The following is a 16,409-nucleotide window of genomic DNA, read 5'->3' as shown; positions in this document are numbered from 1 at the left end:
AGGGACCTCACGGCCTCACGCAAAATTCACAGGCGACTTCGGTAGCGCGATTGAGGTCATACGAATCAGCGATCGCTCGCTGCTTAGTGTTTTCGCGAAAAATCTTGAGCCCTGCAACTTTCGACTTTTGCAACACAATCGGCCCAATTACGGACTTTAGCCCGGCTGCTGGAACGGCTGAAGCAGTGCTATACGAACCTCGGGATTTCTCAGCCGATCCGTCGTACAGTATCTATGGGTTGGACTGCGAGCCATGGTGCAGGAACCGCGAGGTCGGGTCGTGCGTAGGTTGTCGGCGATTTTGGCCGCCGACGTGGCTGGCTATTCGCGGCTCATGCACAATGACGAAGAGGCTACGCACGCCAAACTGGCCGCGCTTCTAGCGGACGCTGTAGAGCCAGCAATCGCGGACCACGGGGGCCACGTCGTGAAAAATACAGGCGACGGGTTCTTGGCGGAGTTTCCGAGCGCTGTCGAAGCGGTCCGAGCTGCTTTACAGTTCCAGGCCCGCATCAAGGAACTTACAATCGGTGAGGTGGAAGACAGGCGCATTGCTTTCCGTGTGGGCATTAATATCGGCGACGTAATCGTAGAGGCTCATGACATCTTTGGTGACGGCGTCAATATCGCGGCTCGGCTCGAGGGCATCGCGGAACCGGGCGGCATCTCCATCTCATCTTCCGCCTATGATCAGGTACGCGGCAAGGTCGCGGTCGAGTTCAGCGATCTGGGCGAGCGTAGCCTCAAGAATATCGCACGTCCGGTACGGGCCTATTCCGTCATCCGGGATGGATTGGGCGCGGGGACACTCTCTGGTCATGCCGATACGACATTACACGCCGTAACAGCAGGCCAAAAATGGCGCATCACCCGCATGGTGGCGGCTGTTGTCGTCCTGCTGATGGCGGTCAGTGGTGTGGCTTGGTACTGGCGTGGAGAGATGGACCCAGGCGCTCATCTCCATCCGGCCGCTCATCTTTCCATTGTAGTGCTCCCGTTCGCCAATCTCAGCGGTGATCCGGAGCAAAATTACTTCGTCGATGGCGTGACCGAGAGCCTGACCACGGACCTGTCGCGCATCGGTGGCTCCTTCGTAATCGCGAGGAACAGCGCGTTCTCGTATAAGGGAAAACCAATCGACGTACGGCAAGTTGGCCGCGAATTGAACGTCCGCTACGTGCTCGAGGGCTCGGTGCAGCGTGGTGGCAACCGGCTTCGGGTGAACGTGCAGCTGATCGATGCGGAAAGCGGCAAACATCTTTGGGCCGAGCGTTTCGAAAAGCCCGTCGCCGACCTTTTCGATTTGCAGGACGAAATCTCATCGAGGCTCGCCAACACATTGGGCGCCCAACTCGTTGCAGCCGAGGCACGACGAGCGGAACGCTCACAGCATCCCAGTGCACTGGACCTAGTCTTTCAAGGTTTTGCCGCGCTAAACAAGGAGCCGACCCCTGAGCACATGACCCAGGCGCGCGGCTTTTTCGAACGTGCTTTGGCAATCGAGCCCCAAAGTGTTGGAGCGCTCGTCGGCACGGCCATCGTCGATCTGACAATGGGTTCCTCCCGGTTAACGGACGACCGGTTGGCACGGCTTGCGACAGCCGAAGCTACTGCGATCAAAGCTCTTTCACTAGCTCCGAACAATGCGACGGCCCACTTGGTCTTGGGTATCGCCTATACTTTAACAAACCGCGCGGCTCAGGGGATTGCTGAATGCGAGCGGGCATTAGCGCTTGATCGCAATTTGGCTGAAGCTCATGCCAATATCGGTTTAGCCAAGTACTTTATGGGTCGCGCTGCCGAGACCGAAGGCCACATAGTCGAGGCTCTCCGTCTCTCCCCTCGCGATGTCTCTGCCTTCAGGTGGATGTTTTTTGTGGGCGCAGCCAAGCTACAGCTCGGTGCGGATGCAGAAGCCGCCGATTGGTTACGACGAAGCATTGAGGCCAATCGCACGTATCCTCTCGCCCATTTTTGGTTCGCCGCTGCCTCGGGTTTGCTCGGCGCACGGGATGAGGCGCGAAACGCTGCAAAGGCGGGGCTAGCGCTCGATCCAGGCTTCACCATCCGTCGCGTGCTCACCGGCCAATCAAGCTACAATCCGACTTTCGTTGCTGGGCTCGAGCGGCTGTGTGTAGGCTTGCGCCTCGCCGGCGTACCAGAAGGCTAATGTCCCGTGTCGGTCCAACTCGGTCGTAGCGCAGGCCACTGCGACGTCCGCTTCGCACGCACGGCTGGTGTGGTAGTCCCCAAGGCGCCCACAGTGCGCAGGACCCGAGCACCCTAGGAACACCAAGCCTCACGTCGGTCCCCGCAAAAAACCGTTTACATCTCGCTGCGGTGAAGCTGAGGGAGCCGCAGGAGAGCCGCACAGTGCGGGCCGCTCGGGTAGCTTGTAGGAACGCGAAGGATTTTCACGCGCTCACAGGGGCACCTGAGGGCAAACGGGCTTCATGGAGGCTCTTTTATCCCTTTCCCTTAGTGCGGGTAGGTCATCTGCCAGCTTCGCCAAGCCAACGCCGTGATGTCGGGATTACTTGCAAGCCTCCCGGCCAACTTGGTCTCTCAAGGGCGGCGACGATTTATCGGCTTGCTGCTCCCGCCAGTAGTGTATCGGCATCGGGAGATCCTGCGATGGAAGCAGCGCCAGACACGCGCGGCAAATTATTAATCGCTTGGGGCCGTTGGGCCTACTTGAATACGGCCCGTCCTGGGTGGGCCACAGGGTCTCGTGGGTGTGGAAGATAACTGCTTCGCTCGGGACCTCATGGTTCAAGAGGTAGGGTTCGCGATGCTCAAGGCGCGGGGCATCGATCTGATCGCCGCAAATAGTCCAACGTCATTCCTGGACGACACCCCGACCGCTCGTCTGATCAGGCAGGTTCTCGGCGCTATCTCTGAGTTTGAGAAGGCGATGCTGGTGGTAAAACTAAAGGGTGCCCGGGATCGTAAGCGGCGCACAGGTGTCAAAGTCGAAGGGCGAAAGTCGATTGGCGAGGAGCGGCCAGAGACCGTTGAGCTTGCGCGCAGGCTGGCACGTGCGAGGCCCAAGGGAGGCAAACGCTCCCTAAGAGAAATCTCGGCCGCCCTTGCCGAAGCTGGACACACCACAAAGATGGGCAAGCCGTACGCGCCAACCGCGATCAAGCTGATGCTGGCACGAAGTTCGTGACGACTGCTCAGCACGGCAATACGGGAAGACGCCCAATGACAGCCACATCCGCAACGCCATTTGTAGCGCCTTTTGTATTTTAGGCGGCGCAAAATAGGTCAGGTCTATCAATAAGATGCTGAGAAAGCGGAGTTATCCGCAACAGTGGTACAGTTGGGTGGGCTCGAACCACCGACCTCCTGTTCCACAGAACGAAGGTCGAGATTAGACCGCACCAATTTCGCACCAGAAACAGCGCTAGCGAAACGCCACGAACGCGATCCCTCCGAACGAAAAAGCAGAAAAATCAACGAAGGCGATCGATATTCTGCGGCTCATAACGGTCTGGTTGCTGGTTGAAGGCGTGCCGCAAACGTCGGGAGATCGTTCGCCCTCGATTTGACTAGCCTCTTTAACCCTGCGGCTTTGAAGCCGCCATTACTTCGAACGCTCGACCGCCGCGTGATAGCTTCGCCACTAGACGGGCTTTTTCTGCTCAGCCTTCCAGGGCGTTCTTTTAGTCAACCGCCAACTGCGGCTGCCCAGCTGAAATCATAGTGAGCGCTCAACAACTTCATTGCGACGACAGCAACGAGAACGCAGATGATTTGCAACAACGTTCTGGTGGAGAACACTCTATTGAGGAGCGCCATAATGCCGCCTTTAGCGCTGGTGACCGAGTCGGATTCCAAGCTTGAGTGCCTTTTGGCGGAGTGAGCCTTCGGAGCGCTTTGTGAGCTTCGCGATTTTTGCAACGGGCGTCTTTGCTTTCGAATGAGCACGCAGCTCTTTCACGTCCGCCTTTGTGTATTCACGGCGCACAGTTTTCTTCTTTGTAGCCGTCTTCTTTGCGTTCTTCGCCACTTTTAGCTCCTCGATTCGAGAGTGGGCGTACTAGCACAGCCGCATTGAGGCGCAACTCTCGATCAGTTGACTCTGAACCCTGGTCCGGGCGCGCTGTCAGCAAGTGGGCCAGCTCAGAGTTGGGCTTCAATCTGTGATATAGATTGGCTTTTGGCGCACTTTTGAGGGATGGTGTGAATGCCGAAGAACATTGTGATCTTTTCCGACGGCACAGGTCAGGCCGGCGGCATCAATTTCGACGAAGCGCGGACAAACGTTTACAAGCTCTACCGCGCCTGCCGCGTCGGCCCGGACACGAAGGTCGAACCATCCGAACAGGTCGCCTTCTACGATGCCGGTCTCGGTTCTGCGTCTGATGGCGGTCATTTCAAGATTGGCTGGATGCGATGGCTGTACAATCTCGCCAGCATGGCGACGGGCCTCGGGATCACTCGGAACATTGTCGATTGCTACGCCGCTATCATCGCCCTGTATGAGGAAGGCGATCGGATCTTCCTGATCGGTTTCAGCCGGGGCGCCTACACGGTCCGATCGGTGGCAGGGGTCATGACTTATTGCGGCGTCCCTCGCCATATGCCCGATGGCTCGCCCTTGCGCCGCGATCCAAAGAGCATCCACAAGCTGGCCGAGCATGCGGTCAAGGATGTCTATCAATTCTGTCCATCCTACTCCCGCAAGATACCGTCGGTTCCTGCTGGAGACTCGAGATGCAATCGCTGCACAATTTAAACAGCAGTACGGCAGTACAACCACCGTCAACGGCGCCGAGCACGCTAACGTTTTTCCCTACTTCATCGGCGTGTTCGATACCGTCGCCGCCCTCGGCCACAAATATCTGGGCGCGGTGCTCGTGACCGCTGGCAGTGCGCTCCTGATCGGTTTGCACTGGCTCGGTGGCTTCCTTCAGCCGGTCTTTCCATGGGCCGGATGGGTGGCCTGGATTCTGAGCTACCTCGGCATCGCCACAGTGCTGATTGTTTTTCTCATGAACTATCTGAAGATCGCGCCATCCTTGCCCGGCTATGGATTCTGGAAGCGCCTTCAGACCGTGCATCTCGCTCCGCCGAAGCACAAATTCTACGACACGACCCTCAATCCCAACGTGGGCTACGCCAAACATGCGATCTCGATCGACGAGAACCGCGCCGATTTCAAGCGCGTCGGCTGGTCGCCCACGGCCGAGAAGCAGGACAAACGAGACGCGCACGGCAATCTTTACTTCGAGCAGGTCTGGTTTCCGGGCGTGCACGCCGATGTCGGCGGCGGCTATATCGAGAACGAGGCTCGGCTCTCAGACGTCGCGCTCAATTGGTTGCTCGCCGGAGCTTCGCTCATTCCGGGCGGCCTGAAACACGACGGCAGTGTGCTACGGCTGTCGCCCAATGCCGCGGGTCCCCAGCACAATGAGCAGGCGGGAGGCTTCCTCAAGGCCGGAGTTCGTGAGCTGCCGATTGATCCCGAGACGGAAGAATCGAGATCACCGATGCACAAATCGGTCTATCGGCGTTTCGAGGCGGCGTCCGTTCTTCTCTACGATCGCATCGCAGCCTACCGGCCGGACAACATGAGGGTCCACGTCGACTTCGAGCACTATTTCGATGGGAGCGCAGCGCAGCTGCCCCAATGCGTCGCCGATGACATTGAACAGAAGTGGGAAGATGCCGGCCATGTCGGGCAGCTCTGACCCAGATACACGTGAGGAAGCAGTTCTGTCGGGCAGCCATCGAGACGCCGTTGGCCTCCGACGAGACAAGGAGAACACATCACAATGCCGAGAGTGGGCTCGCTACCCGGCCGTCAAAAACACCGTTTGAAAAACCGTTTTAGTTCGGCCTTCTCAAACGGTTTCTCTTGCTAAGGTCTTGATTTATATGGTGGGCGCACCAGGGCTCGAACCTGGGACCCGCTGATTAAGAGTCAGCTGGTGACTCCGTCCAGTTGTTTGCACAAGCCGAGGTCGCGAAGCCTATTGGAAAAGATGCCAATGGCACGTTCAACCATATCGCGCCGATAGCGACAGTTCAGCCGTGTTGCTGCGTGGCGTTCGGACCTGCGTTGGCGACGGCCTCGCGTATCATTCCGGCGACCAGCTTCGGCGCGGTGATCGGCGATGCATGATCGACTTTCTCGGAGCGAACCTGCGCACCCATCCGTCGTGCCAGGAATAGCTGTGTCGCCGGATTGATCATTCGATCCTCCTCGGCGACCAAGTACCACGACGGCTTTGCCTTCCATGCCGCTTTCGGCGCCTTTTCCTGGATTGCCGCGACGGCAATGGGACGCTGGATCGCAGCAAGGAGCGCAGCCTGCTCAGGTCGGGCATGCTGGCACCAGGCTGCGCCAAACCGGTCGTTCGGCATCCAGAGGAAACCATGACTGTCGGGGGTGAGTTTCGGCGCCTCCGGCGACGGCTTGTCGCGATAGAACACTTGCGCGACTGTTTCGCCTTCGTCGGGAGAGAGAGCCGAAATGAAGACCAGCGACCGCACTCTCTCCTGCGTGACCGCACCTATGACGGCGCCGGCATAGGCATGCGCGACAAGGACAACCGGTCCGTCGGTCCGCTCCAGCGCGCGTTCAAGCGCCGCGACATCATCCGATAGCGAAGTGAGCGGAATCGGCGCCGCCATCGTCTTCAATCCCTCGGACTGCAGCAGCGTGATGACGTGCGCCCAGCTTGAACCGTCGGCCCAGCCGCCGTGGACGAGAACGACGGTGGCGTCCATCCCCGCCGCTTCCGATCTTCCATTGACGTCGCGGACGACCTTCTTGCTCACTCGGGCATTTGCAACCGCGGGCGCGATCACGCCGAATTGTGCTGCAGCAACTGTCGTTGCCGCAGCACCAACGAAACGCCGGCGATCGTGGTTGATTTCGTCGGACATGGATCCTCCATTGCTCTGGCGGCTTGCGTTGACGCACCTCCGCCTACCCTGACCTCCCGCCATTCGGCGACGCGACCAAATTGGTTACAGGCGGAGGATCATTCCAGCGATCACTTCCCGACTGCTCCCCGCCTCTGCCCCATCGCGCCAGCCGGATGACCGAAATCATCAGCACGAACGGTTCAGAGACGCTAATCCTGCGAAAGCGCGTTTTCACGGAGGTGCTAACATGTCTCACCGCGTCGTCATTGAGGGGGCGTTTGCCAGGAGCATCGCGCGAACCTCGAAGGACCTCAGGGATGACAGAAAAGACAAAGATCAAGCGCCGCACCTTCGTCCAGGTGATGACCGCTGCATCGAGCGCCGCTCTATCACTGTCGCTTCTACCGCGACGCGCGGCCGGCCAATCCCCAAACAACTCCACCTCGAACGCTTCCGATCTCTTCGAGACAAAGGAGATCAAGACCGATGACAACACCATTTTCATCAGGCGCTACGGGAGCGGATCGCCACTGCTCATGGTCCATGGATTTCCTCGAACCAGCCTGATGTGGCGTCATGTCGCGCCGCGCCTCGCCGGTAATCGCACGGTCATCTGCGTCGATCTTCGTGGATATGGCCGCAGCGGCGTTCCCGCATCCACGGAGGATCACTATCCCTATACAAAGCGGGCGATGGCGAATGAGCTTGTCGCCGTGATGGATAAGCTTGGCTTTTCCAAATTCGATCTGGTTGGACACGATCGCGGCGGTCGCGTTTCCTACCGCCTTGCGCTCGATCACCCGGAGAAGGTGCAGCGTCTCGCAGTGTTTGACGTGCTGCCGATCTCGGAAGCCTGGGGCCACGCCGACGCAAAGTTCGCCATGACCTACTGGCCATGGAGTCTACTCTCGCAGAAAGCACCGCTTCCGGAAAAATACCTGATCGGTGCGCCGGACGCGGTATTCGACAATGCCTTCGGCCAGGGCTCATTCGGCCCCGAAGTGAAAGCGGAATACACCGAAACCTATCGCGATCCGGCTCGGGTGCATGCGATCTGCGAAGAGTACCGCGCGGCCGCAACCCTGGATATCGAGCATGACAAGGCGGACCAGAAGGAAGGGCGGCGCATTAAGTGCCCTATGCTGCACCTCTGGGCCTCCGGCGGGCCGCTCGATACATTCTACGAGCAGAATGGCGGCGCATTGGGAATTTGGAAGAAGTGGGCCGACAACGTACAAGGTCGGGCCGTCAAGGGCGGTCACTTCTTTCCTGAGGAAAACCCCACCGACACAACGGAGCTTCTAACCAAATTCCTGTCGGCTTGAACGGCGGCCGCACCTCCGCGGCGATGTCGTCCTCGCCAATGAGGACGAATGTTCAACGCGGTGAAACTGGCCTTTGAGCCGACGCCCGCGCAGATTTCGACCAGTCTGGCCATGGCCAGGCGATGGCCGGCGAACGAACCATCCTCGCCGGCCCAGCTTTGTTCAGCCGATCTCCCGCCGGACCATGGCCGCCGCATCGCACATCGCCTTCAGCTTTCCGAACGCGGTTGCGCGCGGCATGTACTTCATGCCGCAATCGGGCGCCGGGACCAGGCGGTCCGGCGAGACGTATTTCAGGCCGTTGCGGATACGGGCGGCAACAGTGTCGACGCTCTCGATCGCGGGATCCGCGAGGTCGAGCACGCCGAGCATGATCTTCTTCGACGACAGGTCCTTGAGCACGCCGAGGTCGAGCTTCGGTTGCGCGGCCTCGATCGAGATCTGGTCGGCAATGGTGTCGTCGAGCTCGGCGAGGAAGGAATAGCCGGCCGGCTTGTTCGAGCCCGGCACGACCGCGGCATAGCCGAAGCAGAGATGCACGACGGTCGGCACCGTGATGCCCTGCAGCGCGCGGTTAATTGCCTTAACCGCATAGCGCTTGGCGAGGTCCGGATTGTTGCGCACCCAGGGCTCGTCGAGCTGGATCACATCCGCACCTGCCTTTTGCAGATCGAGCGCCTCGGCATTGACGGCCTCGGCCAGGGCCATCGCGAGCTCCTCCTCGTCCTTGTAGAACTCGTTCTTGGCCTGCTGGCTCATGGTGAACGGGCCCGGCAGCGTGATCTTGGCGGCGCGATCGGTGTTCTTGCGCAGGAACTGCATGTCGTGCAGCTCGACCGGTCCCTTGCGCTTCACGGGACCCACGACGCGCGGCACCGGGGTCTGGGTGTTGCCGGTGCGCGCCACGATCATCGCGGGATTGTCCCCGTCGATGCCGTCGAGCGCGGTGGCGAAGCGGTTGGAGTAGCTCTCGCGGCGGATTTCGCCGTCGGTCACGATGTCGACGCCGGCGCGCTCCATGTCGCGGATCGCGACGATGGTCGCATCGTCCTGCGCCTCCTCCAGATGCTCCGCCGGCAACCGCCACATGTCGTGCAGGCGCGTGCGCGGCACCACCTTCGACAGCATGGCGCGATTCACCAGCCATTCCGGCTGCGGGTAGCTGCCGACCACCGTGGTCGGCAAGATGTGCGTTGGCATGGGCACGGGATTCTCCTTCTTATTGTTATAGAGCGCGGCTCTCAGGCCGCGCGCGTCGCCGTGGCCGATCCCTCGTCCTTGACGGGGTTGCGCAGGATGCCGATGCCGGAGATCTCGATCTCCACGACGTCGCCGCCCTTCATCCACAGCGGCGGCGTGCGATAGGCGCCGACGCCGCCGGTCGTGCCTGTGACGATGACATCGCCGGGCGCAAGCTCGGTGAACGTCGAGCAGTAAGCAATCAAGGCCTGCACGTCGAAAACGAGATCGGAGATCGGGGCCTTCTGCACCTCGACACCGTTGAGCCGGGTGATCAGCGTCTGCTTGGTCACGTCGGTCAATTCGTCGGTTGTGACCATCCAGGGCCCGAAGCCGCCGGTGCCGGCAAAATTCTTGCCCGGCGCGAATTGCGAGGTGTGGCGCTGCCAGTCACGGATGCTGCCGTCATTGTAGCAGGCATAGCCGGCGACATGGCTGAGCGCGGCATCGCGTGAGATGCGGCGGCCGGCCTTGCCGATGATGACGGCCATCTCGCCCTCATAATCGAAACGCTCCGATTCCAGCGGCCGGATCATCGGCTGGCCATGGCCGACCTGGCTGTTGGCGAAGCGGGTGAAGATCATCGGATGCGCCGGCGTCGGATGGCCGCTCTCGACCAGATGCGTGGCGTAGTTGACGCYGATGCAGAAGATCTTGTCGGGATCGGGTACCGTCGGCAGCAGCGCGACATCCTGCAGCGCGTAATCGGGCTTCTCGCCGGCGAATTTCTTGAGCTCGTCGAGCGATCCCTTCGCCAGCAGCGCCTTCAGCGTCGGATAGGCCTTCAGGCGCTTGCCGGCATCGATGACGCCCTTGTCGGTGACGATGCCATAGCTCGCGGTGCCGGCGATCGTGAAGCTTGCAACTTTCATCAGTCAAACACTCTCTTCGATGGAGGAAACATAGTCGTTGATCGGAAGCGCGATCTCGCCGTTGCGGATCGGAACGCATTGCGGCGGGAAGTCCTTGCGGAAGCGGGCGCCGGCCGCCTCGGCAGCGTCGAGGAAACGCTCGAGATGGTTCATCGCGCCAGTCGGAAGATCGTGCAGCACCATCAGCGTCCAGGGCTGCCGGCTGCACTGGTCGAGTGCGCGCTCGGTCCAGCCCTCGGGGTCGTCCCAATCGCGCGGGATTGCATTCCAGAGCACGCAGCTGTGCTTGTTGCGGGCGAGATAGTCCACGACGGAGGATTTCAACAGCCGCGCATCAAGATTGCCGCCGCCGCCGAACGGCCGGAACCAGCGCTGGGGATGCGCGAGATCGGAGATCGCAGACTGCGTGCGCCCGATTTCGTTCTCTGCCGTCCAGCGATCCGCCTGCTCACCGAGCGGAATGGTGTGCGTAAACGTGTGATTGCCGATCCAGTGCCCCTCCCCGTGCGCACGCGCCGCAAGGCCGCGCCGCGCGGGATCAGCGAGCTTCTCGCCGATGACGAAGAAGGTGGTCTTGATGCCGCGCTCGGCGAGAATGTCGAGCACACGCGGCGTCACATCAGGATCGGGGCCGTTGTCGAATGTCAGGGTCAAATCGTACACACTGGTACCTCAGGTCGCCGGCTGCATCGCGCCCGACGCGATCTCGTCATTGGCCTGACCGGCGCGCGTGCCGGTCTGCCAGATCGCCGCCTTGCGCTCGATCCAGCGGATCGCGGCGTTGAAGGCGATAGCGAGGAACAGCACGAGCAGCACGCCCGCGAACACGTGCGGACTGTCGAGAATTGTCCGATAGCGCGAGATCAGATAGCCGATGCCGGCCGACGAGATCAGCATCTCCGAGACGACGACGCCGACGATCACCAGCGCGCCGCCGACACGTAGGCCCGACAGCACGGTCGGGATCGCGGCGGGGATGATGACTCGCACCAGCCGCTGGCTCAGCGTGGCGCCCATGCTGCGTGCCGCGAGCAGGAGCTGCGGGTCGATGGTCTGGATGCCGGCGGCGGTGGCGAGCATCGTCGGCAGGAAGCCATAGATCGAGGCGAACGCGATCTTGGACTCCGAGCCAATGCCGAGCCACACCGTGAAGACGGGATAGAGGATCACGAGCGGCACCGCATACAGGCTCGACACCATCGGCATGATCAGGACGCGCGGACGCGGCAGGCTGCCGACGATGGCACCGAGCAGGATGCCGCCACCGCAAGCGAATGCCATGGAGATTACGACCTCGTAGAGCGTCACCGCGAGCGCATGACCGTATTCGGCGGCATCGGTCCATCCGGCGATCAGCGTCGACGACAGCGACGGCAGGAACAGCTCGGGAATGAGACCGGTGCGCGGCAACAGTTCCCACAGCGCGATCAGGCCGATCACGATCAGATATCGCAGCGTTTTGGCGCTCATCTCCGCCTCACGCCGATTTGCGGATGTGCCGCCAGATGCGGTCGCGCAGCGCGCCAAAGGCGTCGCCGCTCAGCATCTCGTAGGTGCGGGGCCGTGGCAGCTGGACCTGGAGATGGTCGACGATGCGGCCGGGCCGCGCCGACATCACGATCACCTCGTCGGCGAGATAGACGGCTTCGGTGAGGCTGTGCGTGACGAAAACGACCGTCTTGCCGGTCGCAGCCCAGATCCGCAGCAGCTCGTCGCCCATGGTCATGCGCGTCTGCTCGTCGAGGGCGGCGAACGGCTCGTCCATCAGCAGCACTGGCGGGTCCTGCACCAGCCCGCGCGCGATCGAGACGCGCTGCTTCATGCCGCCGGACAATTCGTGGGGATGACGCCTGCCGAAGCCGTCGAGGCCGACCAGCTTGAGCGCGTCCTGCGCCTTGGCGCGGCGCTCGGCCTTGGGCACGCCCCGCAGCGCCAGCGGAAACTCGACATTGTCCTCCGCCGTCAGCCACGGGAACAAGCTCGCTTCCTGGAACACCACGCCGACCCTGTCGGGGTCGGGCTGAAGGATCGGCGCGCCGCTGATGGTGATCGTGCCGGAGGTCTGCTGGCGCAGGCCCGCCATCATCATCAAAAGGGTCGACTTGCCGCAGCCGCTCGGGCCGACCAGGACGACGAAGCGGYCGGGCTTGACCTCGAGCGAGACGCCCTCCAGCGCGACGACGTCCTGCGACCGGGTCTTGAAGACCTGACCGACGTTCTTCACCTCGATCGCGCCGGCCCGCGCGGCGGGCTTCAACGGGGTCACGTTCGCCAATGGCTGCATCGCGTTTCCACCCATCTGACAAGTTCGTTGAAGGTCATGGCGATCGCGGCGACCATCACGACGCCGGCGAGGAGCTGCTTCATCTGGAAGTTCTCGCCCCAGGTCGCGATCTGGTGACCGATGCCGTCACGCGAGGCGTACATTTCGGCCAAAATCACGCCGGTGAGGTTGAAGATCATGGAGATCCGCAAGGCCTCCAGCAGCACCGGCAGCATGCTCGGCAGATAGACCCGGAACGCAGTCTGCATCGGCGTGGCGCCGTATGAACGCGCCACTGTCAGATGCTCGACCTTGACCGATTCCACCGCCGTGGTGGTCGACATGATCACGATGAAGATCGTCGAAAAGAAACCGAATCCCACCTTCTGGGCAAAGCCGACGCCGAACACCAGGATGAACATCGGCAGGAAGATCGACTTCGGGATGCTGAAGGCAAAGAACAAAAGCGGCTTGGCCACGTCCGCAAAGTAGCGGTTCTCCGCGACCAGGAAGCCGATCACCGCACCGAACGGCACGGCCAGCGCGAACGCGGCCAGCACCTCGGTCGCGGTCACCATCAAATCCTTCTGCACCGCCGCGCGCTGCAGGAGATCGCCGAGCGTTGCAAACGTGTCGGACGCCGACGGCAGCAGGCGCGGATTGACGATGCCGGTGCGCGACAGCACCTCCCACAGCGCCAGGACCGCGATGATGATCGCGATCCGCGCAAGGTTGATGACGAACGTGCTTTGCATCGTTACGGCTTGGTCGGGACGGGCTTGAACTTGGCCGAGATCACGTCCTCGACCGGCACGATGTCCTTGAGCCCGCCGAGCTTGGCGAGGTCGAGCGAGAGCTGCACGGCCGCATTGACGTCGGCCGCGCCCATGTCGCCGCTGGTCTCGAGCTTCATGATCGTGTTGTCGTACTCAAGGCCCGCGATCTCCGGCGGCATTTCATAGAGCTCAGCGATCAGCTTGACGGTGACGTCGCGGTTGGCGCGCATGAACGCGACCGCACCATAGAGGGCGTTCACCGCCTTCTGCACCATCTGGGGCTTGGCCTCGGCGAATTTGTCGAGCACGATCCAGCCCGCAGTGAGGTTCGGCGGGACCGCGGTCGCGTAATCGAGGATGGGCTTCGCCTCGCCGGACTTCGATATCTGGAAGCTCAGAGGCGAATAGACCACGGCCGCCTCGACATTTCCGGCCAGCAGGTTCGGCACCAAGCCACCGCCGCCGACGGGAACGCGCGTAAAATCGATCTTCTTGTCCTGGATGGTCCACAGCGCGAGCAGGTCGGAGCCGGAGCCGGCCGCGGTGATCGCCACCTTCTTGCCGTTGAGGTCCTTGACGTCGAGCGTCGACTTGGTCGGGACCATCAATTGCCAGCCGAAATTGCCCATCGCGGCATTGGCGACGATCCGCGACATGACACCCTTCTTGCGTCCGGCGGAGACCAGCGACGGCGGATCGAGAATGATGTCGGCCGCGCCCGCAGCCATGCCTTCGAACGTCTCCGCGCCGCTGCGGTAGATCGTCAACTCCGCCTGGATGCCTTCCTTCTCGAACAGTTTCTGCCGCACCGCCGTCTCGGCAATCGTCGTCGGCCAATAGGTTTTCGTCGGCAGGCCGACGCGGATGGTGTCGGCGGCGCTCGCAGGCCCCGCCAGAATTGCGGCGGCGATCAGCGACATCAACGCGTGATTGATCTTCATTATTGGTTTCCTCCCGGTCTCTGTTTTTTGTGTGCCGGAATTTTCCGGACGTCAGGTCGTACGGCTCACCTCCGCAATGCGAGAGGCGGCGAGCTCGACGAATTCTTTGGTGGTGCCGAAGTGCTTTGACAAGGCGCGAACTGCCGCATCCGCATCGCGCCTGATCACGGCGGCGACGATCGCCTTGTGTTCGGCTTCGACGTTGCGTGGCTTGCCACCGGCCTCTCGCCGGATCGAGAGGCGGCGATAACGCTCGCTCTGCTCGTGCAGCACGTCGCGGAAGCCGAGCAGCCATGGCGAGCCGCACGCGTTGACCAGCGCACGATGGAAGATGCGGTGACGGATCACCCACTCCTCGTAGTGCACGGTCGGATCGTCGGGATAACGATGGGGAACGGCCTTCAAATTCGCCCAGGCGGATTTCACCGATGCGAGCCAGGCCTCATCGCCCCGCTCGATCGAGCGACGGAGCGCAAGCCCCTCGATGTCGATGCGGGTCTGCGTCACGTCGGCAAGATCGGCGAGCGACACCGGGCTCACGCGAAAGCCACGCTGGTCCGACGCCTGCACGAGCCCGTCCGCGACAAGTCGCGACAGCGCCTCGCGCACGGCGGCGAGGCTCACGGAAAACTGTTTGGCGAGCCCCGCGATATGCAGCTTCTGGCCCGGAGGCAGCCGCGTCGCCAGGATGTCGGCGCGCAAACGTTCGTGCAGCGCCGACGTCAGGCTGCGCGGACCATCCCCGGGGCTTCCGGACAACTGGAACTGAAGCGGACCCATGGTCGGATGATTGCAAGGCGGCGGCCGCGGGTCAACAGAAAATCGAAAATCGATTTTTTCTAGCCTAGGTTACGCTACGCCTTGCCCAACGTCCTGGGAATGCACGGCCCTGGATGGCGCCACGTCGAGACGAACCGCTACACCCTTCAAATCCGGGCCTGGCGCCGGGTAGAGCTTCATGACGAGCGGATCATGGCCGGGAACGATATGGTCCGCGTCCGGCGCCGCGGCTCGCAGCTTGTCAAAGCCCACCAGCATGTCACCGACATGAAATGCTGTCGTGAACGGACGCTCGCTCATAATGTTCTCGTAGAAATGACTGACGTCGGAGGCGAGCACGACCGGGCCGCGGCGCGTGTTGACGCGGACGAACTGAAGACCGGCTGAATGTCCGCCGGCCGCGTGGACCGTCAGTCCGGGCGCGATCTCGGCGTCGCCGTCGTAGAACAGCACCCGGCGCGCATAGCTCAGCCGCACGATCCCGCAGACGTCCTCGACCTCGAAGGAATGCGACAGCCTCGGATACTGCATATAGCGCCCGGTGGCGTATGCGAGCTCGCGCTCCTGAAGATGAAACCGCGCATTCGGAAACCGGTCGAAATTGCCGGCGTGGTCGTAGTGCAGATGCGTGAGGATCACATCCTTGACGTCGGCCACGTCGATATCGAACGCGGCAAGCGTCTCCACCGGGCAGCGCAGGAATGTTCGCCTGCGCTGCTTTGCGATTTCGGCGTTGAACCCGGTGTCGATGACGAAGGTACGCCCCTCTCCCTTCGCCAGCCACATGAAATAGTCCATCGGCATCGGTCCGTCATGCGGGTCGCCGCCGATGAAGTGCTCGCTCCGCTGGGCATCCCGCGTTGCATAGCGGATGGCGAAGAGCTCGTATTCCGGGTCAGCCATGGGGCTTCCAATCAAGCGGACTCAGGACCCCGCGTCGACCTCGTTGAAGGCCTCGCGCGCGTTGCGGAAGGCGTCGATGCCGGCGGGCACGCCGCAATAGACCGCGACCTGGAGCAGGATCTCCTTGATCTCCTCCTTGGTCAGCCCGTTCTTCAGGGCGCCCTTGACGTGCAGCTTCAGTTCGTGCGGGCGGTTCAGTGCGCCCAGCATCGCCAGATTGACGATCGAGCGCGTGCGGCGGTCGACGCCGGGCCGCGTCCACAGCGCGCCCCAGCAGAATTCGGTCGACCACTCCGCCATCGTGCGCGTGAACTCGTCGGCACCGGCGATCGACTTGTTGACGTAGTCCTCGCCCAGCACCTCTTTACGAACCTTGAGGCCCTTTTCGAACAGTTCGGTCTTGCTCATGATCGTCCCTTTCCGGTCTT

The 16,409-nt window shown here is 61.8% G+C and carries 17 protein-coding genes; 5 read left to right on the top strand and 12 right to left on the bottom strand.

What is annotated here, in order from left to right; all coding sequences use genetic code 11:
• Positions 1 to 253: 253 nt before the first annotated feature.
• Both AB4Z51_RS22945 and AB4Z51_RS22940 read left to right on the top strand, forming a co-directional pair.
• Entirely contained in the window at positions 254 to 2,170 is a 1,917-nt protein-coding gene (locus AB4Z51_RS22945; RefSeq protein ID WP_441498026.1) for an adenylate/guanylate cyclase domain-containing protein, read from the top strand.
• A 597-nt stretch (positions 2,171 to 2,767) separates the two neighbouring features.
• A complete protein-coding gene (locus AB4Z51_RS22940) occupies positions 2,768 to 3,172 on the top strand; it encodes a recombinase family protein (protein ID WP_135216579.1) in 405 nt (134 codons plus the stop codon).
• Positions 3,173 to 3,814: 642 nt separating this feature from the next.
• On the opposite strand, the gene AB4Z51_RS22935 is transcribed toward AB4Z51_RS22940, so the two are convergent.
• The gene (locus AB4Z51_RS22935; protein ID WP_084301864.1) at positions 3,815 to 4,015 is read right to left on the bottom strand and encodes a hypothetical protein; all 201 of its coding nucleotides are present in this window, start codon (positions 4,013 to 4,015) and stop codon (positions 3,815 to 3,817) included.
• A 177-nt stretch (positions 4,016 to 4,192) separates the two neighbouring features.
• Here AB4Z51_RS22935 and AB4Z51_RS22930 point away from each other — a divergent pair, with 177 nt between their 5' ends.
• Together AB4Z51_RS22930 and AB4Z51_RS22925 are read left to right on the top strand one after the other, a co-directional pair.
• Positions 4,193 to 4,744 (top strand): phospholipase effector Tle1 domain-containing protein, encoded by a 552-nt coding sequence (locus AB4Z51_RS22930; protein ID WP_135216578.1) that lies wholly within the window; start codon positions 4,193 to 4,195, stop codon positions 4,742 to 4,744.
• Entirely contained in the window at positions 4,659 to 5,699 is a 1,041-nt protein-coding gene (locus AB4Z51_RS22925; RefSeq protein ID WP_441498025.1) for a phospholipase effector Tle1 domain-containing protein, read from the top strand. Before AB4Z51_RS22930 ends, AB4Z51_RS22925 begins: the two co-directional genes overlap by 86 nt.
• Before the next feature lie 337 nt (positions 5,700 to 6,036).
• Here the strand turns inward: AB4Z51_RS22925 and AB4Z51_RS22920 are convergent, their stop codons facing one another.
• Positions 6,037 to 6,900 (bottom strand): alpha/beta fold hydrolase, encoded by an 864-nt coding sequence (locus tag AB4Z51_RS22920; protein WP_441498024.1) that lies wholly within the window; start codon positions 6,898 to 6,900, stop codon positions 6,037 to 6,039.
• Positions 6,901 to 7,199: 299 nt separating this feature from the next.
• Between AB4Z51_RS22920 and AB4Z51_RS22915 the strand changes: the two genes are divergently transcribed.
• Entirely contained in the window at positions 7,200 to 8,207 is a 1,008-nt protein-coding gene (locus AB4Z51_RS22915) for an alpha/beta fold hydrolase (RefSeq protein WP_135216575.1), read from the top strand.
• Between the two features lie 162 nt (positions 8,208 to 8,369).
• Here the strand turns inward: AB4Z51_RS22915 and AB4Z51_RS22910 are convergent, their stop codons facing one another.
• From AB4Z51_RS22910 to AB4Z51_RS22865, 10 genes are all read right to left on the bottom strand, one after another.
• Complete coding sequence (locus AB4Z51_RS22910; RefSeq protein WP_135216574.1) at positions 8,370 to 9,407, bottom strand: 5-methyltetrahydropteroyltriglutamate--homocysteine methyltransferase; 1,038 nt, start codon at positions 9,405 to 9,407, stop codon at positions 8,370 to 8,372.
• A gap of 41 nt (positions 9,408 to 9,448) precedes the next feature.
• The gene (locus AB4Z51_RS22905) at positions 9,449 to 10,318 is read right to left on the bottom strand and encodes a fumarylacetoacetate hydrolase family protein (protein ID WP_441498023.1); all 870 of its coding nucleotides are present in this window, start codon (positions 10,316 to 10,318) and stop codon (positions 9,449 to 9,451) included.
• Between the two features lie 3 nt (positions 10,319 to 10,321).
• A complete protein-coding gene (locus AB4Z51_RS22900) occupies positions 10,322 to 10,981 on the bottom strand; it encodes a polysaccharide deacetylase family protein (protein ID WP_135216572.1) in 660 nt (219 codons plus the stop codon).
• Positions 10,982 to 10,990: 9 nt separating this feature from the next.
• Positions 10,991 to 11,788, bottom strand: coding sequence for an ABC transporter permease (locus tag AB4Z51_RS22895; RefSeq protein ID WP_441498022.1), 798 nt, complete (start codon positions 11,786 to 11,788; stop codon positions 10,991 to 10,993).
• A gap of 7 nt (positions 11,789 to 11,795) precedes the next feature.
• Positions 11,796 to 12,602 (bottom strand): ABC transporter ATP-binding protein, encoded by an 807-nt coding sequence (locus tag AB4Z51_RS22890; protein WP_441498021.1) that lies wholly within the window; start codon positions 12,600 to 12,602, stop codon positions 11,796 to 11,798.
• A complete protein-coding gene (locus AB4Z51_RS22885; RefSeq protein ID WP_208085950.1) occupies positions 12,581 to 13,336 on the bottom strand; it encodes an ABC transporter permease in 756 nt (251 codons plus the stop codon). The genes AB4Z51_RS22890 and AB4Z51_RS22885 overlap by 22 nt, the downstream gene beginning before the upstream one ends.
• A gap of 2 nt (positions 13,337 to 13,338) precedes the next feature.
• Positions 13,339 to 14,298, bottom strand: coding sequence for an ABC transporter substrate-binding protein (locus AB4Z51_RS22880; protein WP_135216568.1), 960 nt, complete (start codon positions 14,296 to 14,298; stop codon positions 13,339 to 13,341).
• 51 nt (positions 14,299 to 14,349) lie between these two features.
• A complete protein-coding gene (locus tag AB4Z51_RS22875) occupies positions 14,350 to 15,078 on the bottom strand; it encodes a GntR family transcriptional regulator (protein WP_441498020.1) in 729 nt (242 codons plus the stop codon).
• A 69-nt stretch (positions 15,079 to 15,147) separates the two neighbouring features.
• Positions 15,148 to 15,981, bottom strand: coding sequence for an N-acyl homoserine lactonase family protein (locus AB4Z51_RS22870; RefSeq protein ID WP_441498019.1), 834 nt, complete (start codon positions 15,979 to 15,981; stop codon positions 15,148 to 15,150).
• Positions 15,982 to 16,002: 21 nt separating this feature from the next.
• Positions 16,003 to 16,389 carry a carboxymuconolactone decarboxylase family protein gene (locus AB4Z51_RS22865; RefSeq protein ID WP_027575101.1) on the bottom strand — a complete coding sequence of 129 codons (387 nt, stop codon included), beginning with the start codon at positions 16,387 to 16,389 and terminating at the stop codon, positions 16,003 to 16,005.
• Positions 16,390 to 16,409: the final 20 nt, after the last annotated feature.

The organism is Bradyrhizobium sp. 2TAF36 (genome assembly GCF_052114925.1).
GTDB classification, from domain to species: Bacteria; Pseudomonadota; Alphaproteobacteria; order Rhizobiales; family Xanthobacteraceae; genus Bradyrhizobium; species Bradyrhizobium barranii.
Note: the sequence above shows the minus strand (reverse complement) of the source record. Positions and strands in the feature narration are given on the sequence as shown.